The organism is Candidatus Kuenenia sp. (assembly GCF_027493735.1).
Lineage (GTDB): Bacteria > Planctomycetota > Brocadiia > Brocadiales > Brocadiaceae > Kuenenia > Kuenenia stuttgartiensis_A.
Window position 1 is genome coordinate 137,458 of the sequence record NZ_JAOSKF010000018.1, and the last position, 19,265, is coordinate 156,722.

Below are 19,265 nucleotides of genomic sequence, written 5' to 3' on the forward strand. Positions count from 1 at the left end.
AATGCAAGGTATAATTATACCGTTCAGGGTATAACGTTTCTACCGTTTTATCAATCCGCCAATATGATCCACACAATAATATTTGCCTTGACTTATATCGAACACATTTGGCATTCTTACTTAGTTTTATCGCATTAAAACATGGACAAAAACCAAACGAGCACGAAGTAAAAAATACGAAATTTCAAATGTTCAAAAATATAAGTATTATAAGCCCTATGTGACCCATATTTTGAAATTTCGTATTTTGTGTTTCGTATTTCATCATTATAATATTTTGCCAAAAAATGCAAAAGAAATTACTGCCAGGGTACTAAGAGAGGAGAACTATTTATATGCCGGTATTTGATAATAGTGAATATGATAATCATGAGCAAGTTTTATTTTGTCACGACAGAGAGTCTGGTCTGTTTGCTATTATTGCTATCCATGACACCACTTTAGGGCCTGCTGCCGGAGGATGCAGAATGTGGCCATATGCCTCTGTGGAAGAGGCATTATTGGATGCGCTTCGTCTTTCCCGTGCAATGACTTACAAGAACGCACTCGCCGATTTGCCCCTTGGCGGAGGAAAGGCAGTTATCATTGGCGACCCGTTCAAGGAGAAGAATGATAAACTCCTCGCGTCCTTTGCCGGATTTGTACAACGGTTAGGCGGACAGTACTACACGGCAGAAGACATCGGCATTGGCATAAAGGATGTTGAGCTGTTAGCCAGGGAGTGTGATTATGCCTTTGGTTTAGCAACAACAGGCGACCCTTCCCCCTTTACCTCCCTTGGTTGTTTTCATGGCATGAGGGCGGCGGTAAAACATAAACTTGGCCGTGACAGCCTTCATGGGCTTACCGTATCCGTGCAGGGAGTCGGCAATGTAGGCCGGCACCTTTGTAAAAATCTGCGCGAAGCCGGTGCGAAACTCATCATTACCGATGTGAATCCGGAAGCTGCGGCTCATGTATCCGAAAACGTTGGGGCAAAGGTAGTTGCTCCGGAAGAAATCTACTCACAGGATGTTGATATTTTTTCCCCGTGTGCCAGGGGAGGCATACTGAACGATGATACTATCCCACAACTAAAAGCAAGCATTGTAGCCGGCGCCGCCAACAATCAACTGGCAGAAGTGCGTCATGGTAAAATGCTCTGCGACAGAGGCATACTCTATGCACCAGACTATGTGATTAATGCGGGTGGTATGCTCAATGCCTCGGGCGATATTTTTGGTCAATATGATGCAAACCAGGTAATGAAGCGACTATCAGGATTGTACGATGCAACTTTACGGATTTTCGAAACAGCACAGCAAGAGGGGAGGCCTACCTCTGAAGTTGCCGATGACCTTGCCCGACAGATAATAGCTGCGAAAAGGGCGTCAAAGAAGAAGTAATATCTGTAGTGGCGAAGTATTTGCCATGACTGGCATACATGCATTCATGCCCAAACGGGCAAATGCTTCGCTCCTACATCGTGCGGCAAACAATGTTACTATTGGAATTTTTCAAAAAACTCAAGTGTTACATTTTTTGTAGTTCCTTTTTATTTTTTGAAAGTATTTTGACTCAATGCTTCTGCGTTAAATATGATGAAATACGATTTTGACCATTCTATATCGCGGAAGAATACTGATTGTGCGAAATGGGACGGGGCTTTGTCGCTTTTTGGCAGCCCGGAGGTTATTCCCATGTGGGTTGCGGATATGGATATCCCCATAGCAAAACCTATTACCGACGCCATAAAAAAAAGGGCTGACCACAAGATCTATGGATATTCACTTCCCCGTCCTGCATCAGTAGTGGATGCGGTTATCTACAGAATGCAAAAACGCTGCGGATGGAAGGTGAATCCGGAATGGATTGTTTTTACTCCGGGCATTGTGCCTGCATTATATGCTGCAGTAAAGGCATACACTCATCCTGGAGATGAAGTCATTCTCCAAGACCCCGTGTATCATCCTTTCTGGAATGTAATTAAGAACAATGGCTGCCATGTGGTAAATAACAAGCTTGTTTTACAGAACGGACGGTATGGAATGGATCTTGAAGGACTTGACGCCTGTTTTGCCATCAGGCACGGAAGGCCACCAATCCCGCATCGCATAAGATTGATGCTCCTGTGCAGTCCGCATAATCCTGTCGGAAGGGTATGGACTAAAGAGGAATTAATCAGAACGGGAGAAATAGTCATCCGGCATAACGCAATAATAGTTTCGGACGAAGTACACGGCGAGCTGCTTTTCCCCGATATTACCCATACGCCATTTGCTGCATTATCAGAAGAATTTGAACAAAATTCCATAACGTGTATCTCCCCCAGTAAGACGTTTAACCTTGCAGGGCTTGAAGCCTCCGTTGTCATCATTCCCAATGCCGGATTACGCAAACAATTTCAGGAGGCGAGAAAGGGAATTCTGCCGGGTGTTAATGTGTTCGGGTTTGTTGCCATGGAAGCAGCATACAGGTATGGCGATGAGTGGCTGGGGCAGTTTCTTGTATATTTACACAAAAATTATGAGTTCCTGTTTGATTACTTTGAGAAAAAGATACCAAAAATAAAGGTAATACAACCGGAAGGCACGTACCTGATCTGGCTTGATTGCAGGGAATTAGGGTTCGACCCGGTGTATCTCAGGGATTTCATGGCAAAAGAAGCGAAGGTAGGCCTTGATGAGGGATATCTGTTCGGGCAGGGCGGAGAGGGTTTTATGAGGATGAATATTGCATGTCCCCGTTTTGTTTTGTCCGAAGCGCTCCGAAGGATAGAAAACGCGGTGAAAAATTTATAGCACAAAACAGAAACAGGAATGAACAGGATAAATGCAAATATAAAAAAAAAGGGATTAGATTAATTTACATTTTTATCATTGCTTTTTGTAATTTGGCAAAACTTGACGCATTTTTTAATGTAGGGAGGAAAATGTTTGTATGAAATACCGTGTTGGCAATATAGGAAAAGTTGTTGTCGCCAAATTTGAGGACGGTGAAGATGTGTTGAAAAATGTGATTCACATAATAAAAAAGGAGAAAATCCTGGCAGCAGTCCTTTATTTAGTTGGTGGTATGCGTGAAGGTAAATTTGTCGTCGGTGCTGAAAGCGATACACTCCCGCCGGTGCCCATGTGGAGAGAACTTGGAGAAAGCCATGAAGTAGTGGGTTTTGGCACAGTATTTTATCAGGGAGAGGAACCAAAGGTTCATTTGCATGGCGCATTCGGAAAGGGTGATGCGGTAAAAGTTGGTTGTCTCAGGGAAAAAACTGAAACATTCCTTGTGCTTGAAGTTGTTATTTTAGAACTCTGTGGAATAGATGCAGTACGTGAATTTGACCCGGCGCTGGGAATGTCCCTGCTGAAGATTTGTTAACCTCCTTACTGCAGTATGCAAAATCAAAATACTTGCAGATAAAGGTTGATTTCGATTATCATAATTTTATAACACTTTAGTCTTTTGAAAAATTCTAATAATAGCGCTGTTTGCAGCATAGTGTGGGGGCGAAGCATTCGCTGTAAATTGTCATAAATGCGTTCATACCCAAACGGGCAAATACTTCGACCCTACTTTATTTTTATGGCTCGTCCGCAGAATCTGTGGGTAATAAGTAAGGATTAGTAAGAGAAAAGGTGCATTGCCATCCCAAAGGGAGTAAGATGTTTTTTATCAAGAAAGCATCTTAACCCAAAAGGAGAGGCAATGCAGATAAAGACATTATTAAATACGGTAGAGAATTTCAAGTCATTTGTTTACAAAGCAGTCAGTTTCGAGGTCATAAATGGTAGAAAGGCATTAGTAGCAGATATAAAGCCGAGGGTAAATGCCAAGCCTGAATGTTCAGTATGTGGGAAGAGAGCGTCTGGGTATGATACACAGCCGTCCCGGTTATACGAGTATCCGCCATTATGGGGGTTTCAAGTATTTTTCCGATATTCCCCGCGACGCGCCGCCTGTCCAGTGGACGGAATCCATGTAGAGCGAATTCCCTGGTCAGAAGGTAAGGAGCAGATGACCACCACATACAAGGTATTCCTGTCTCGATGGGCTAAACGCCTGAGTTGGAAAGAGACAGCCGAGATATTCAAGTCCAGTTGGGACAGTGTGTATAGGGCAGTGCAGTTTGTAGTTGCCTACGGCCTTGCCCACAGGGACTTGGAGAATATAACGGAAATAGGAATAGACGAGATACAAGTCTGGAGTGGCCACAAGTATTTAACCCTTGTATATCAGCTTGATTCGCATGCCAAAAGGCTTTTATGGAGTGGCCCTGAGCGGAAGGCAAAGACCCTGCTGAAGTTTTTCATGGAGTTAGGTAGAGAACGTTGTCTGAGAATCAAATTCGTTTGCAGCGATATGTGGTCGCCGTACCTGAAGGTGATAGCGAAGAAGGCTTCCCAGGCGCTTAATATTCTTGACCGTTTCCACATCATGAAGAAATTCAATGAAGCCATAGACCAGATACGGAGGGAAGAGGTCAAAAAGCTCAAGGATGAAGGCACAGACAATGTTTTGGAAAAGAGCCGTTGGTTACTGTTGAAAAGGCCTGAGAACTTGACAGAAAAGCAAACGGTACGGTTAAGCCAGATAGTTAAGATCAACCTGAGTTCAATAAAGGCATATTTAATGCGTGAAGATTTTCAGCGTTTTTGGGAGTATAAGTATCCGGCGTATGCAGACAGGTTTCTCGAGAACTGGATTACGAGAACCCTAAAAACCAACCTGGAACCTATGAAAAAAGTGGCAAAGATGTTGCGCAATCACAAGCAGCTCATTCTCAACTGGTTCAAGGCTGATGGCAGACTTTCTTCCGGTACGGTTGAGGGGTTTAACCTTAAGGCGAAACTGACTATGAGAAAGGCTTATGGTTATAAATCTCTGGAATGCCTGCAAACAGCCTTGTATCATACTCTTGGTAATTTGCCGGAACCAATACTTACCCACAGATTCTGCGGATGAGGCATTTTTATATTAAAAGATCACAATTAAGGGAGGCTTGCTGTTTGGAAGAGGTGAAACAATGGTATTCAACAACCGAAACTATAAAAGTAACGAAGAGTGCAGATATTTGTTTTGACACTACAAAAAGGGGGCAGCGAAAGCGCAAAAAATTCACTTCTCAAAAGCTGCGCTGGTCTGTTCAGATAGCATTTTTAATTTTAGTTATTGTCATTGGCTGGCAATTTTATACCTTTGTTGCATATTGTGAGGCGGGCGGGAAAGGATTTTATCTGCCAAGGCCGCCAGGAGTTGAATCATTCCTGCCGATAAGCGCTCTTATGGGGACAAAGTACTTTTTCGGAACAGGCAAAATTAATGACATCCACCCTGCAGGGTTTGTTATTTTTGGAACATTGTTGTTGATGGCCGTTTTTTTTAGAAGGGGTTTTTGCAGTTGGATGTGTCCCGTTGGCACTATTTCTGAATGGGAGTGGAAACTTGGCGATTTATTTTTGAACAAACTCCCCAGGCGGGTCAGTTCCTTAATACGTAATATCCCTACCCGTTTTACGGCAGGGCTGAGTCTGGTTTTTACCCCCATTATCATTTTAATGCTCCTGGAAGTCATCACTATGGAGTTTTTCAAATCCCCTTTCTTCAGGGAACTGATCCCTGCCTTTATTGTTGCAATGATCCTGCCTTTCGCCGTTCCGCGAAAATATTGGTCTGATAAAGTAAATGACTGCATTGCAAGGGCATGGAAATATTCAATCCTCGCCTTTTTCCTACAGATGGTTGTTATAAAAATACCTGTTGAGCAACTGGAAGTTTTATACGAACGTGCGCCTTTTATGCGGGTCGCCGATATAAAGATGTTAAAGTTTTTTGTTAATCTGTCAGGTATTGGCCTTGTTGTGGTGCTTGTTTTTTTGATGCTATCGGTAGTAAGCAAGAATTTTTGGTGCAGATTTTTTTGTCCGTATGGCGCCATTCTCGGCATCCTTGCATACATAAGCCCTTTTACAATAACCAGGGACAAAGAAAAATGTATTGATTGCGGAAAATGCACGAAGGCATGCCCGTCATATATTGTCGTTGAAAAGAAGGACCACGTTCTCACCCATGAATGTCTTGCATGTTACGATTGTGTCAATGTTTGCCCGGTAAACGGCGCATTGGATATGAAACTTGCAGGAAAAAGGAAAAAGATTAACTATTGGCTGTATGCAGCGATGTTGGTCGGTTTCTTTATTATCCTGACAAATACTGCAAGGGTAACCGGGCATTGGTACACTAAAATTTCAGACACCGAATTTATTCTCAGATCAGCAGAACTTGACAACCCGAAATACACCCATAAAGAAGGAAAATTTGAAACGGAATAATAGCCATTCCCTGCCCTATTTTTCAAGGCATGGAATCAAGTGGTGGTTATGACTTTACATAAGTGGCAATATTTTCCGAAAATTGTCGTACCCTATGCTGGCATAGCCTGAACCAAACAAACACGAGATAAAAAATACGAAGCGTGAAATACGAAACAAATTCCAAAATCCTCCCCGACCCCACTCCAAAGGGGGACAACCACCCCTTGCACCCCCGCAAGCGGGGAACATTCTCCCCTTGGAGGGGGATAAGGGGAAGATTTTGGAATTTGTTTCGGGTTTCGTATTTAGCATTTCGGATTTCACCATTAAATATTTTGCCAAATACTGTAAATAAATAACTTTTAAGGTACTATTGTTATCTCTGAATCTGTTTCTCTACCGATAATTTTTAAAGGGCCATAATATGTCTACGATTCTTGCCATTGGACCACATCCTGATGATGTGGAAATAGGTATGGGCGGAAGTATTCTTAAATTTGTTTCGCTTGGTTACGACGTTCACATTGTTGATCTGACAAACGGTGAGCCCACCCCATATGGTAGCATTGAAACACGGAAAGAAGAGTGGGAGCGTTCTTCAAATCTGCTGGGAATAAAGAGCAGAACGGTATTAAAATTCCCCAACCGTTATCTTATGGACGGCATAGAAGTTCGCAAAGAAGTCGCCGGGGTAATCCGTAAAATACGCCCGGAGATTGTATTTTTGCCTTACTGGGTTGACGCCCATCCTGACCACGTTCAAGCATCTAAAATCGGAGAGGCATCCCGTTTTTATGCAAAGCTCAGCAAGTCAGAAATTCCGGGAGAACCATTCTATCCATCACACATCTTTTATTATTTCTGCTATCACTTAAATGTAACTATCAATCCATCGTTTATTTTAGATATAAGCAATGAATTTGTACGAAAACTCGATAGTATGCGCGTGTATCAATCACAGTTTGTGTACGATGCTGCCAGGTGGAAATACATCAGCACGATGATTAAGGAAAGGAACGGTTATTATGGAGGCCTTATTCACGTTGACTACGGAGAACCATTTGCGAGCCACGAACCAATAGGCCTGAAGGATATACGCGATATCCTTTAAAAACTTGACAAATTACAAACTGTCTTAACCCTGTGATTTTATTCCCTATCTATCAGCAAACGGGCGAGAAACCGGAGTTTCTTGAACAAATGCATTCCCAAACTGGAGTTTGGGAACGAGCCGTGTATCGCTTACGCTGAATAGTTACACTGTGTGGTTTAATTCTAATTCTTACTAACCAACGAGTTTTGTTCAAAGATCGAGAATGCCTTATTTCATTGGTTTGATTAATATTAACGTTACCATTCACGCTTTTTATTTCTTTATACTTCCCGTGAATACATAGTCATTATCTGCAACGCCCACATGGCATTCTATACATAGCCCGACCCTTCCTTCCAATTTAACTTCCCCATCGTGGCCGTATTTTACCCAGTACCAATCATTTCCTTGCGGATTAAATCCCTTCTCTTTATACATCACGGTAAGCAAAGACAACTTATTTTCTTCTGTATAGATTTCTTTTATCAGGAGAGAGCCGTTGGGAAATATTCTCTTTTTGTTGACAACGGTATCCAGGGCAAGGTCGTTTATATACAGCCGCAGAATATCACCGGGAGGCATAGTGCTCTCATAAATGCCCTCTTTACCTGGCCATGCCGGATAGCATTTGTAGGGATTTTCTTTTGTCATATACTCCCATAATCTCTGCGCATTTATTTTTTCATTTATGCCGGGCATTTCAGCCGTTCCCCTTTTTTGCGATGTGAAACAAATAACCGCTATTATCACAATAAGAAACCAGATTGTTTTACTTTTGTTCATATTGATTTTGTCCTTCCGCTCTTTCTGAACCTGCCGTGGGTAATTTATGCAGGCTGTTGCAGGGTTTTATACAGATACATTTATTTTCAGATATGACATAATAAAATCCACAATCTTTCGAACATCCGCATCAATATGCAAATAAGGTACATTCATTATTGGGTCTTTATCACCTATTACAGCAATTAAATGTTCATCATCCCGGCACACCATCTGATCGCCGTTCTCTGTCCTAAAGACTTCTATTTTGGGAATGGGTTCTGTCTTATATCCTTCAAGTATTATTATATCGAAATCCCTGAGATAGGTTTCCACCATTTCCTTTAATAGAACCCTTTTTTGCGTCGTCCGAAAAAGACCCATCTTGTTTTCAGAGACAATGATGACGGCATCTGCTCCCGCCTGTGAATGTTTCCAGCTATCTTTGCCTTTCGTATCCATATCAACATTATGATGGGTATGTTTTATGGTAGCAACCCTAAGCCCCCTTAATTTTAATTCTTTAATGACCTTTACAATAAGCGTTGTTTTCCCGCTGTTCGATTTTCCTACAAAGGACACAATCGGTGTTTTTGCATACATAGCATTATCCCTGTTTCTATAATATACCTCATTCACGATTTAAATCTCAAATCGCACCTTATCAAACCATACTATTCATTATCCTTTTCTACAGCTTCATAGAGATTCGTATATATATCAGGAAGGCTATACGTAACCCTGTTCCATGAAGGAATAAGGGTTGCCTCTCTAGGCCCTCTGCTTTGCTCCCATGCCGTCCATAAAACGCCACGAAAATGTCGCACGGCAAGTTCCTCCTCATGACGATTTAAAATCAGATTGTTCATTTCTGCGTCATCGCTATAATACTTAATAAATTTCAGGGCATTATCGTAATAGGTATGAAGCATCATATCAACGAAGGCATCGTCCAGTGGCACTCCGTGAGAACGCATATAATGGAGAAAGAAGGTGGCAATATCCACTGCCATTCTGTGTAATCCCTTGCTTGAATCGTCAGCAGAAAGATCTTGATGTTTATGCTCATAGTTCTTGGAGAGATCCACCTGTGCGATTTTTCTGTTCATTGTATTGTGGTACACCTCGGATAGCGTAGCCACCTCAAGACCCCAATCATAAGCAATATTAATACCCCTTGCAAGTCGGGCGCTTAGGCTGAACTCTCCGGCCAGCGGATATTTGAATATACGATGATATCCGAAAAAACGCTCTAGTTCTTTATGTCCATGCGTATTCATAATTCTCATCATTGAATCGACAAAAGGAACTACAAACAGTCTTGTCACCCTGCCTTTGATTGATCTGTCCGTAAGTGAAACACGGGCATAATACCCTTTACAAAACTCATACTCGTTATTCGGATTTGCGGCAGGCTCAATAAGCCTCCCTAAAAATATGCGGTCATAGGTTACAATGTCGCAATCATGAAGTGCTATGACGTCCACATTGCCCCTTGAAAGTATATAACCAAGGGCAATCCACACTGATTGGCCTTTTCCCTGAATACCTGTCTGAATCTCACGTTCCCGGATGCGCTGAAATACATTCTGAATGCGTGGCCCTTCAACCCAAACAATTTTAACATCGCGTTTTGTTGTACGAAGCCTTCCAAAGTATTTTTTTGCATCCCGGAACTTCTCTTCATCCGGAGCGCCTCCCAGGGCAATAACAACATTACGCAAATAGCGGACTTTTTTAATTTCGCCAACAATACGTTCCATGACTTCCGTATTTTCAAGTTCACTGTAAAGGCAGGGCAGCAAAAGACAAATGCTTACCTGGCGTGCATAATCCTCAAGCTTTTCCTCCAAACTTTTTAAATACTCATTTGGATCAAAGACCCTGTATATATCATGTAACGTGGTAATCGTTCCTTCCTGATGAAAATCAGCCATAAAATACTCCTCTTTTTTGTTTAATAATATATTTACTGCCTTAAGATACGTAGAGGCGCTCACCGCCTTGACGGAAACTGCTATGGAAGAAGTTTAGGGCGAAAAATAAAATAGACTGCCCCGAATAAACATATGCCAGCCCATAAATAATCAAAATGTATCTTTTCTTTCATGTAAATTACGGAAAATGGCACAAACACCATAAGAGTGATTACCTCCTGAAGTATTTTCAGTTGCCCAAGACTCATCACCTGATGCCCAATACGGTTTGCGGGCACTTGAAGCAGATATTCAAACAAGGCAATGCCCCAGCTCACAAGGGCTGCAATAATCCACGTTTTATGAGACAAATTTTTAAGATGTCCATACCATGCAAATGTCATAAAAACATTACTGCAACAAAGCAACAGTATGGTAATGAGATAGTTTCGCATATTATTTTATCCGAAATAACTGATCAATATCATTTCCTGCAACAAACAGGTTGCTCCTACGGCGCTTATCGGTAATACCTTTTTCAAAAGATTAAAGTGTTACAATACATGCAACTTCCCGTATATCCAATACATTTTTGCTTTTTACGCCATTACATGCAAATGGATATTACTCATTTCCAGATTTAATTTTAATAGTCATTTGCCATTATAGGAACACGCTCTCTGTGTTTTCCTACGATTTTTTTAATCTGTGTAATCTGTGGTTTCCCTTTCGTATCTTGTCCAGCTTAGGGATGATGATGCGCATTAAAACCCCTCTGCAAACTTTTCACCTGTTAAATCAGCATTCCTGTTAATTCCATTAGTAATATCCGGATTTATCATGTAGTATATTATTTATTGCTGTTGCTCCGATAGAAGAGAAGAGATGTTTATTGCATACAATCTTAAAACAAGATATTAAATAAAAAAATACATAGTTACGTAAAACTATTTCCCTCCACTTTAAAAATGAGAATGATTTGATATGAAAAAAATAGTTGTATTCGTCCTTATCATAAATACGCTTTTTTTGTCCCACAAAATTGCTTCGGCAGATTCACCTATTACGTCCACTGAATTTTATGAAGCTTACATGGATGTGAAAATGGTTCAACGTGCACATTTACAAAGTGTGCTGGGGTTTGAAATAGCGGAATTTCTTTCCTCTCCAGAGAATCCCATAGACGAAAAAGCCGCCGTAATAAACGCCCTGTCATGGAAATTTGAAGGGAACAACAATGCTGAATTTTATATGTACTACCTGGCGTTGCGATACCATGTGCCATTTGTTCAATTGGATACAGACTTCCTAAATGCGGATGAAATATTCTGCCTTGGTTATCTCATGGCAATGGATAATTTTTCCCATCCGGAAGACGCCTTGCCAATACTGGAAGAAGCATATAAAACACTAAACAACAGCTTCACCGTTTCAATGATTTTTGCCCTTGTTAAATCGCAATTATTTCTCAGCATGGATTTGTGTGAAGTATGGAAGAGTGTAGAAAAGGTTTTAATGAATGAAGACTTAAAACAGGATTTACGCACAGAGGCAAAAAAGAAAGTCATTGACTATATGGCCGGATACAAAGAGTATTGTCAATAATCGCAGTAGCGTTACAAAAAATACAGACCATCACTCAATGTTTAAACCGTACAAAAAGCCTTCCAAAATTATCACGGTCTTTGTCAATTCGATGATACAATTTTTTTACTTCAGGACGGTTGAGGAATCTCAGGACGGCCTTCTTCAACTGCCCGCTTCCTTTTCCTGGAATAATTTCCACAAGCGCAATCCTTTTCTCAACCGCTTCATTTATTGCCCGGTTCAATTCTTTTTCAATCAAAGAACCATTTTTACAAATATCGTGTAAATCCAATTTTAATTTTGCCATACATTCACTAATGCCTCCCCAAAAAAACGGCTTCAGGGGAATTTACGATCTACGATTTACGATAATCTCCCTCCCACTGGGGGCAAGGGGGATGCGTCTTACGCATTACGATTTAAACCCCACCGGGCGGCACGTCATTTTCTTTTTTCTCTTTTTTCTTCTTTTCTTCCAAATAACGTTCGTAAATTTTCTCTTTTATCAGAAACTCCACCAGATTTTTGTCCAGCTCTTCATTTTTTGCCATAGACGCCAGTATTTCATATACCTTTTCCAGTGGCATGGCTTTTTTGTATGAACGGTCAGCTGCCGTAAGGGCTTCTGTAATATCTGCAACGGCAATAAGGCGGCCTTCAATCGGTATATTATCACCTTTCATCCCAAGTGGGTATCCTTTCCCATTAATATACTCATGGTGCGTCCCGGCAAAGCAGGGCACGTTCTTAAGTTTTTTTGTAAAAGGGATCTGCTTAAGCATCTTCAACGTCATAGCCGCGTGATTCTGCATAATTTTCCGTTCCTCTTCCGTTATACTTCCTTTACGGATGGAAAGGTTTTTCAATTCATCTTCACTCAAATAATTTTGCTCATGCCCGTTTGCGTCTATGTAGGTTAATTGGCTTATGTTTTTCAATCGTTCTGTTTTTTCATTTTCCAGAAACTCTCCCGGCCTGTTACATTGGAGCACAAATTCTTTCATTTCCTTCAATGTGCAGACCTCTTTGAGCATTTCTTCATCCAAATTCTCAATCTCATTTTTTTCAGCGTGCTTTTCCAGCAGCTCTGCCTTTTTCTGAAAATACACTTTTTCTGTCTGTTGGATTAAATAATCAAAACGCAATTCCACATAATGAATCCGGTCAAAAATCGCCTCAAGTTTGTTTCCTTTTTCAACGACATTTACCGGAGTAGTGACTTTTCCAATATCATGCATCCAGGCGGCAGTTCGCAATTCGCACATCTGATCTTCATTAAAATAAACATGCGCAAAAGGTCCTTCTTTTTGTGCGTTCATTGCTTTCGCCATCATCATGGTTAACTCAGCAACACGCTGGATATGTCCGCCGGTAACGGGTGATTTTTCGTCAATCGCAGTAGCCATTACTTTTACAAACGCGCTAAACAATTCTTCCATATCTTTAATCAACTTTGCATTCGTAAATGCAACTGCAGCCTGTGAGGCAAGCGAATGTACAAGATTTTCAAAATCAGCGGAAAAAGGAATCACTTCTCCCGTTCGCCTCTCCTGCGCGTTAATAAGCTGAAGAACGCCAATAACGTCATTCTCATGATTCTTCATGGGGACGACAAGCATGGATTTTGTCCGATACTTGGTAGTGGCGTCAAATTTTTTAGGCCCGGTAAAGTCAAATAATTCAGAGTCATAAACATCAGGAATATTAACACTAACATCTTTAATTGCTGCATAAGCTGAAACATTAGACTCCTTCAATTCAACCGGAGGAAATGTTATTTCTTTGCCTGAGCATCCCCCCATCCTGATATTCATAGAAACATTTTGCAGTATCTTAAATTTCAGATATTCACCTTCCTTAGTATAAAGAGTGCCTGCATCGGCATTCGTAAATCTGCAGGCTTCATCAACAATCATCTCAAGCAGTTTATCCAGATTCCTCTCTCCGGAGAGCGCCCGTCCAATGTCAACAAGTTTCATTATCTGTCTTTTGAGAACGCCAGCAGATAAATCATCGCTCCATTGAAATTTCATTTTTTCATCTTTTTTTCCACAGAGTGACGTCCTGTGTATCTTCAAGTGTTATTCCTATTTCCGTGAGTTTGTTTCTGATAAAATCTGACAATTGAAATAGTTTCTCCTTCCGGAGTTGGTTTCGGGTATCGATAAGAACTCCCATTACTTCTTTCAGTACGCTTTTATCGCCTTCACTGAAATCATCCTCAATATCAGCCTTCACTTCTTTGCGCACAGGAACAATGCCGAGTATGCCATCCCCAAGTTCCTGATAGAGTGAATTTATATCTTCCATGCATTTTTTACTCACTTCTTCGCCGGAATCCAGTAATGCATTCACCTCTTTAGACAAATCAAAAAGGGCTGCAATAGCGCCTGATGTATTAATATCCTCATCCATGGCGTTAAGAAAAGCCTTTTTATGCTCTTCCAGTTTTTCATAAACAAGAACAGTCGTTTCTCCATTCGCAGCTTCATCTATTTGCCGCCGCACCCTCTTTATCGTATTAAACAAACGTTTCAAACCTTTATCCGCAGCGTCCAGCGCCTCATTGCTAAAATCGAGCGGACTGCGGTAGTGGGTTGAGAGAATAAAGAATCGTATCGTTAACGGATGGTATTTTTTAAACGCATCCTTGAGGGTTACAAAATTTCCCAAGGATTTTCCCATTTTTTGCCCGTTTACGGTAACCATATTATTATGAATCCAATAACGAACAAAGGTCATATCGTTTGCCGCCTCGCTCTGCGCGATTTCGCATTCATGATGAGGGAACATATTCTCAATGCCTCCGCCATGAATGTCTAACGATTCGCCAAGATATTTCATTGACATTGCGGAACATTCAAGATGCCATCCTGGGAATCCTTCTCCCCACGGGCTTTTCCATCTCATAATATGCGCAGGCTCCGCCTTTTTCCAAAGCGCAAAATCATTGGGATTCCTTTTCTCCAGGTTAATTTCTATCCTTGCGCCCGCCTCCAGATCTTCCTGCTTTCGTCCCGAGAGTTTTCCGTATTCCCTGTATTTGCTTACTTCAAAATAAACGGAACCATTGGACACATACGCATACCCCTTACTGATCAACTTTTCTATAAGTTCTATTTGTTCGGGTATATGCGCTGTAGCCCTTGGAGAAATATCCGGCCTTAGATTGTTCAGCGCATCCATATCTTCAAAATAACTGCGCGTATATATTTCCACAAGCACTGCAGGCTCTATACGTTCCCTTTGAGCGCGCGCCAGGATTTTGTCGTCACCGGCGTCTGCGTTGTCGGTAAGGTGTCCCACATCCGTTATATTTTGCACGTAGCACACCTTATATCCAAGATATCTCAGATACCTGACTATGACGTCATAGCTCACGTAACTCTTTGCGTGTCCAATATGAGGATGATCATAAACCGTAGGACCGCAAACATACATATTGACGTGCCCCTCAACCAATGGTTTGAATACTTCCTTTTTCTTTGTAATTGAATTGTAAAATTTTAGCGTCATGATTTATTTTTCTCAGTTTTCATAAAAGGTAATATTTTAGTTTTTTGAAAATCCGGTGCCGGTTCAGGTTTGTAACCTTAACCCGCCGTGAGTTTGAATGCTCAAAACATTTTGAATTTGATTCGTATTTCGATATTTGGTTGCGGCCAAAGGCCTTGCCAGGAGCTTCCTGAGTATAAGGGGCTTTGTGTTGTTTGAAAATCAATTACCCCTCGAACTACCATTCCAGAGGTACATTGGTTTTGTGATGCTCTGGCTCTGCTCCGGAAAGCGGGAAATATCTAATGTAATTGTGTTTTTTTGTGAAAGTTTCGTGCATAGCAGGCCAAACAATTCTGCAAACCCATATAGTCTTTTGTATCTTACTATGGTTGCTTCATCAATACCTGATGCCTTTTTTGCCATACCAATCGCATCTTCCAAATAACCGATCTTGTCAACCAAACCGGCTTCAAGGGCCTGTTTCCCTGTATAAATTCTGCCGTCGGCAATCTTTTTTACCTCCTCTACGTCCAGATTTCTCCCGATGGAAACAACTTCAACAAACTGCATGTACATTTCGTTGATAATATTTTGGAGTATTTCGGTTTCTTCCTCCGTCATCTGTTTCAGAGGAGACCCGATTTCCTTCATATCCCCTGATGCAATTGAATTATCGACAACACCATGACGGTTAATAAATTCCGAAATATTTATTAACGGCATAATTACGCCAATGCTTCCTGTAATGGTCGTAGGGTGAGCAACGATAAAATCTGCCGCAGAGGCAATATAATATCCCCCCGAAGCGGCAATATCTTCCATATATACCACTATTTTTTTCTGCGTATTCTTCTTAAACTTTATAATTTGATGATACATAATATCACTTGCCGTGATGCCCCCGCCCGGGCTTTCTATTTCAAGCAAAACCGCTTTGACCTGAACATCGTTTGCCGCATGTTCCAGTTGTTCCTTTACGATTTCAACAATACTCGGTTTTTCTATAAAAAGATTTCCAGTAGTCTCATTTGTCAAAATCCCCTTCACAGAAATAACAGCAATCTTATTCTCACCACTTCCTTCAACTATCTCTTCTGTGACATATTTTTTGTCCATAGCACCGCCTGCAATAATCGATTTGCCCATCATAAGCGACCCAATCAACAGCAGAAACGAAAAAAGAGTACATAAAAAGAAGAATGTCGCAAGGCCGGTGGCTACCCAAAAACCGGCGCCCCTTTTATTTTTAATATAGACAAACGGTCCGGTTATTCCATTTGGCAAAACGGTATTATTTATTTCTGACATTTAACCCTACCTTATTTCTTCACACATACAGGGAATTTTTCCACACACAGGGCAACCGGTAGTATATTTAGCAATTGCCTCTTCCATTTTAACTCCTGATATGCTTGCCAGGGAAAAAAGCCATGCAAGCACATCGGCAAACTCCTTTTCCAATTCTTCTTTATTGTTATCTCTCAACGCACGCGAAAGCTCTCCAACCTCTTCGGTAAACCACATAAAGGTCTTTGCCAAACCCCGCTTCGAATCTTTCTCCAGATACATTTCTTCAATAAGCTTCTGAAATTTACTAATATTCATACATCAGATATCAAAAAAACTACCAAAATTACCTGTTTCATTTCGTATCATCATTTTCGCCTTGCCATATTGGTATGAGCGAATGTTTTATCTCCAGCATATCCAGTATTTTTGCAACTACAAAATCCACCTGATCGGCTATTGTCCCCGGATTGTGATAGAAACCCGGCATTGCCGGCAAAATACACGTTCCTGCTGAAGACAGTTTCAGCATCGACTCCAAATGAATCGACGATAAAGGCGTTTCACGGGGTACCATTATCAGCTTTCTTCGTTCTTTTATCGTTACGTTTGCAACACGCTGAATGAGGTTGCTCGCAATCCCACATGCGATAGAACATAGTGTATTCATACTGCACGGAACAATAACCATTGCTTTTACAGGAAATTGACTGCCGGCAATCGTTGCGCTGATATTCGAGTTATTGTAATACGTTATATTATTCGCGGAGCGCCCTAATAACGCATCATAATTTGGTTTTTCACAAGGCAAATCAATGCCCAATTCATGGTGTATCACCTTAAATGCGGCGTCGGAAATTGATATATGGAGTGAAATATCATTTTTACTTAACACCTGCAAAAGCCGTTGTGCATACACAACACCACTTGCGCCAGTAATTCCAACGACAATATTTTCCACACACAATTCCTTATCCCTGAAACAATTTTAACACCGCAAGTACATTATATATTGCGTGAGTATAAACGGCAATACCAAGCCCTCTAAACATAAAAATACATGCCAATATTATACCGGATAGCATTCTAAACATGAAACTTGTATAGGTAAACGCGCCGCTCAAACCTCCGATATAATGCATAATCGTAAATATCAGCGCGCTGAAAATAATACTCACTACGGCGCTAAGCGGTTTGCTTGCCTTTAGTACTTTTGTTATGAATAAATAGAAAGCAGAAACAAGCAACAGTCTGAAAACTATTTCTTCATAAACGCCGGCGCCTACTGAAAGGAGTATTCCTCCTCCTGTCTCCCAATGAAAGGGCATAGCAAGCAAATACGGAAATAACACCTTATATACTACAAAACCAGCCACATAACCAATAAACAGGGCATAAACAACACTTTCAATGAACATCGGGAAGTACAGAAATACATTAAGATTATGTTCTTTTTCAATATAAAATACCGCTACCAGAAGAAACACTATTACCAGTAGATTGAATACCAGCGACCCGCTTTTGCCGAATAGTGTTAATGGTGTTTTTGTGATGGTATCTGCGGTGTTTTTTAATGCTGAGCCGTAAAATGCAATCCCCGCTTCATAGAGAATAAGTAAGGGCAAGATAAATACAAAACTATTTGCAAGACGTTTCGAACGGGAAAAATACAAACTCTTCATTGATAAAAAGATTTCAGGAAAAAAGAGATTGTCGCTGCAAACCCAAAACCCCAGCAATAATATGCAAACATATACAATCTGCCTCTTTGTACAATTTTTATAAGGAATTGCAAGGCAAGATATCCTACGATAAAGGCCGCGCCGGCGCCGGCAGCCAGAGGGATAAGGTTTTTATCATGCATAACATCTATCTTTCGTGCCTGAAGAATCACCGCGCCAACAATCGCAGGTATACTGAGAAGAAATGAGTACCGAACCGCTGATTCACGGCTAACTCCCATGTAGGAAGCCGCCGAGATTGTCAGGCCGGAACGGGAAATGCCCGGAATAATTGCAATCCCTTGTACAGCGCCTATAACCAAAGCGCGTAACACATTTAACGGCTTTCCGCCAGGGTTTTTTACTCCAATGAATTTTGTCAACCACAGAATGAGGCCTGTGATAAGAATTGCAACCGCAGCAAGAAGTGGTTCATTAAATAATGACTCAAACATATCTTCAAATAACAGCGCAATGATCCCGGTAGGTATAGTTCCAATAAGAATTAACATAAATAACCGTGTGTATTGGTCCTCCGCCCAAATTTCCTTTGGACGACATCCGGAACATAGTTTTAGCGTGGAAATAATTGTCCCGCGAAAGATTTCCAGAATATCCTTCCAGAAAACAGCAAAGATAGAAAGCAATGTGCCCAGGTGCAGCACCACCTCCAAAAGGACGCCGTTGGTTTCTTTCACCTGCAAATAATCTTTTAAGATAACCAGATGACCGGAGCTGCTTACCGGCAGGAATTCCGTTAAACCCTGGATTATCCCAAGGACAATATGTTCAATCATACAATTTCTCGCTTTTAATATCCATTATTCATATCGCAGCAAAGCCGCAACTAAAAAAGGTTTAACCACAAAGAATATAAAGAAAAACTTACAAATAAAAAAACTTTTACCGGGTAATACAATAAAGGTTTGCCAGTATATCAGCCAGTCGGAAGGCTGTCAATAACGTTTCATTTAACGCCCAAATACAATCCTCAATCCTCAGCCTGCAGTTTGCCGACTACCGATTGCAGCTTATTTTACCCTACCTGCCCACTTTTATTACCTGAAACTCCTTGTAATTAAAAATTATTTGACAAAAGGGGTCGATGTGC

The 19,265-nt window shown here is 41.1% G+C and carries 19 protein-coding genes; 7 read left to right on the top strand and 12 right to left on the bottom strand.

Features of this window, described 5'->3' with window-relative positions; genetic code table 11:
* Positions 1 to 335: 335 nt before the first annotated feature.
* The 6 genes from M5U24_RS09050 (at position 336) to bshB1 (ending at position 7,401) form a co-directional block, all read left to right on the top strand.
* On the top strand, positions 336 to 1,385 hold the full coding sequence (locus tag M5U24_RS09050) for a Glu/Leu/Phe/Val dehydrogenase dimerization domain-containing protein (RefSeq protein ID WP_099326030.1): 1,050 nt from the start codon (positions 336 to 338) through the stop codon (positions 1,383 to 1,385).
* A 192-nt stretch (positions 1,386 to 1,577) separates the two neighbouring features.
* Complete coding sequence (locus tag M5U24_RS09055) at positions 1,578 to 2,780, top strand: PatB family C-S lyase (RefSeq protein WP_197705218.1); 1,203 nt, start codon at positions 1,578 to 1,580, stop codon at positions 2,778 to 2,780.
* 139 nt (positions 2,781 to 2,919) lie between these two features.
* A complete protein-coding gene (locus M5U24_RS09060; protein WP_099326028.1) occupies positions 2,920 to 3,357 on the top strand; it encodes a DUF296 domain-containing protein in 438 nt (145 codons plus the stop codon).
* 327 nt (positions 3,358 to 3,684) lie between these two features.
* Positions 3,685 to 4,941, top strand: a complete 1,257-nt coding sequence (locus M5U24_RS09065; RefSeq protein ID WP_099326027.1) for an ISL3 family transposase — start codon at positions 3,685 to 3,687, stop codon at positions 4,939 to 4,941.
* 53 nt (positions 4,942 to 4,994) lie between these two features.
* The gene (locus M5U24_RS09070; RefSeq protein ID WP_230405815.1) at positions 4,995 to 6,308 is read left to right on the top strand and encodes a 4Fe-4S binding protein; all 1,314 of its coding nucleotides are present in this window, start codon (positions 4,995 to 4,997) and stop codon (positions 6,306 to 6,308) included.
* 406 nt (positions 6,309 to 6,714) lie between these two features.
* Complete coding sequence (gene bshB1 / locus M5U24_RS09075) at positions 6,715 to 7,401, top strand: bacillithiol biosynthesis deacetylase BshB1 (protein WP_099326025.1); 687 nt, start codon at positions 6,715 to 6,717, stop codon at positions 7,399 to 7,401.
* A 255-nt stretch (positions 7,402 to 7,656) separates the two neighbouring features.
* Here the strand turns inward: bshB1 and M5U24_RS09080 are convergent, their stop codons facing one another.
* The 4 genes from M5U24_RS09080 to M5U24_RS09095 all read right to left on the bottom strand — a co-directional run bounded on the left by M5U24_RS09080 (position 7,657) and on the right by M5U24_RS09095 (position 10,516).
* Positions 7,657 to 8,166 carry a cytochrome P460 family protein gene (locus tag M5U24_RS09080; protein ID WP_230405697.1) on the bottom strand — a complete coding sequence of 170 codons (510 nt, stop codon included), beginning with the start codon at positions 8,164 to 8,166 and terminating at the stop codon, positions 7,657 to 7,659.
* Between the two features lie 66 nt (positions 8,167 to 8,232).
* Positions 8,233 to 8,784, bottom strand: coding sequence for a molybdopterin-guanine dinucleotide biosynthesis protein B (gene mobB, locus M5U24_RS09085; RefSeq protein ID WP_157820637.1), 552 nt, complete (start codon positions 8,782 to 8,784; stop codon positions 8,233 to 8,235).
* Between the two features lie 35 nt (positions 8,785 to 8,819).
* On the bottom strand, positions 8,820 to 10,082 hold the full coding sequence (locus M5U24_RS09090; protein ID WP_099326023.1) for a glycosyl transferase: 1,263 nt from the start codon (positions 10,080 to 10,082) through the stop codon (positions 8,820 to 8,822).
* Positions 10,083 to 10,162: 80 nt separating this feature from the next.
* Positions 10,163 to 10,516 (bottom strand): DMT family protein, encoded by a 354-nt coding sequence (locus tag M5U24_RS09095; protein ID WP_099326022.1) that lies wholly within the window; start codon positions 10,514 to 10,516, stop codon positions 10,163 to 10,165.
* 529 nt (positions 10,517 to 11,045) lie between these two features.
* Between M5U24_RS09095 and M5U24_RS09100 the strand changes: the two genes are divergently transcribed.
* Entirely contained in the window at positions 11,046 to 11,666 is a 621-nt protein-coding gene (locus M5U24_RS09100; protein ID WP_099326021.1) for a hypothetical protein, read from the top strand.
* Positions 11,667 to 11,700: 34 nt separating this feature from the next.
* On the opposite strand, the gene M5U24_RS09105 is transcribed toward M5U24_RS09100, so the two are convergent.
* From M5U24_RS09105 to M5U24_RS09140, 8 genes are all read right to left on the bottom strand, one after another.
* A complete protein-coding gene (locus M5U24_RS09105; RefSeq protein WP_099326020.1) occupies positions 11,701 to 11,955 on the bottom strand; it encodes a Smr/MutS family protein in 255 nt (84 codons plus the stop codon).
* 112 nt (positions 11,956 to 12,067) lie between these two features.
* Positions 12,068 to 13,681: an HD family phosphohydrolase gene (locus M5U24_RS09110; protein WP_099326019.1), complete on the bottom strand. Its 1,614-nt coding sequence runs from the start codon at positions 13,679 to 13,681 to the stop codon at positions 12,068 to 12,070.
* 4 nt (positions 13,682 to 13,685) lie between these two features.
* On the bottom strand, positions 13,686 to 15,164 hold the full coding sequence (gene cysS, locus M5U24_RS09115) for a cysteine--tRNA ligase (protein ID WP_099326018.1): 1,479 nt from the start codon (positions 15,162 to 15,164) through the stop codon (positions 13,686 to 13,688).
* A 201-nt stretch (positions 15,165 to 15,365) separates the two neighbouring features.
* Positions 15,366 to 16,454: a signal peptide peptidase SppA gene (gene sppA / locus M5U24_RS09120; protein WP_099326016.1), complete on the bottom strand. Its 1,089-nt coding sequence runs from the start codon at positions 16,452 to 16,454 to the stop codon at positions 15,366 to 15,368.
* A 6-nt stretch (positions 16,455 to 16,460) separates the two neighbouring features.
* A complete protein-coding gene (locus tag M5U24_RS09125) occupies positions 16,461 to 16,751 on the bottom strand; it encodes a MazG nucleotide pyrophosphohydrolase domain-containing protein (RefSeq protein ID WP_099326015.1) in 291 nt (96 codons plus the stop codon).
* A 37-nt stretch (positions 16,752 to 16,788) separates the two neighbouring features.
* Positions 16,789 to 17,394: a flavin prenyltransferase UbiX gene (locus tag M5U24_RS09130; RefSeq protein WP_099326014.1), complete on the bottom strand. Its 606-nt coding sequence runs from the start codon at positions 17,392 to 17,394 to the stop codon at positions 16,789 to 16,791.
* Between the two features lie 10 nt (positions 17,395 to 17,404).
* On the bottom strand, positions 17,405 to 18,115 hold the full coding sequence (locus M5U24_RS09135) for a CPBP family glutamic-type intramembrane protease (protein ID WP_099326013.1): 711 nt from the start codon (positions 18,113 to 18,115) through the stop codon (positions 17,405 to 17,407).
* Complete coding sequence (locus M5U24_RS09140) at positions 18,112 to 18,951, bottom strand: undecaprenyl-diphosphate phosphatase (RefSeq protein WP_099326012.1); 840 nt, start codon at positions 18,949 to 18,951, stop codon at positions 18,112 to 18,114. The genes M5U24_RS09135 and M5U24_RS09140 overlap by 4 nt, the downstream gene beginning before the upstream one ends.
* Positions 18,952 to 19,265 lie beyond the last annotated feature (314 nt).

Coding starts and splice junctions, on each gene's coding strand:
- M5U24_RS09050 (WP_099326030.1), top strand. CDS start 336: ATGCCGGTATTTGATAATAGTGAATATGATAATCATGAGCAAGTTTTA.
- M5U24_RS09055 (WP_197705218.1), top strand. CDS start 1,578: ATGATGAAATACGATTTTGACCATTCTATATCGCGGAAGAATACTGAT.
- M5U24_RS09060 (WP_099326028.1), top strand. CDS start 2,920: ATGAAATACCGTGTTGGCAATATAGGAAAAGTTGTTGTCGCCAAATTT.
- M5U24_RS09065 (WP_099326027.1), top strand. CDS start 3,685: ATGCAGATAAAGACATTATTAAATACGGTAGAGAATTTCAAGTCATTT.
- bshB1 (WP_099326025.1), top strand. CDS start 6,715: ATGTCTACGATTCTTGCCATTGGACCACATCCTGATGATGTGGAAATA.
- M5U24_RS09080 (WP_230405697.1), bottom strand. CDS start 8,166: ATGAACAAAAGTAAAACAATCTGGTTTCTTATTGTGATAATAGCGGTT.
- M5U24_RS09090 (WP_099326023.1), bottom strand. CDS start 10,082: ATGGCTGATTTTCATCAGGAAGGAACGATTACCACGTTACATGATATA.
- M5U24_RS09095 (WP_099326022.1), bottom strand. CDS start 10,516: ATGCGAAACTATCTCATTACCATACTGTTGCTTTGTTGCAGTAATGTT.
- M5U24_RS09100 (WP_099326021.1), top strand. CDS start 11,046: ATGAAAAAAATAGTTGTATTCGTCCTTATCATAAATACGCTTTTTTTG.
- M5U24_RS09105 (WP_099326020.1), bottom strand. CDS start 11,955: ATGGCAAAATTAAAATTGGATTTACACGATATTTGTAAAAATGGTTCT.
- M5U24_RS09110 (WP_099326019.1), bottom strand. CDS start 13,681: ATGAAATTTCAATGGAGCGATGATTTATCTGCTGGCGTTCTCAAAAGA.
- cysS (WP_099326018.1), bottom strand. CDS start 15,164: ATGACGCTAAAATTTTACAATTCAATTACAAAGAAAAAGGAAGTATTC.
- sppA (WP_099326016.1), bottom strand. CDS start 16,454: ATGTCAGAAATAAATAATACCGTTTTGCCAAATGGAATAACCGGACCG.
- M5U24_RS09125 (WP_099326015.1), bottom strand. CDS start 16,751: ATGAATATTAGTAAATTTCAGAAGCTTATTGAAGAAATGTATCTGGAG.
- M5U24_RS09135 (WP_099326013.1), bottom strand. CDS start 18,115: ATGAAGAGTTTGTATTTTTCCCGTTCGAAACGTCTTGCAAATAGTTTT.
- M5U24_RS09140 (WP_099326012.1), bottom strand. CDS start 18,951: ATGATTGAACATATTGTCCTTGGGATAATCCAGGGTTTAACGGAATTC.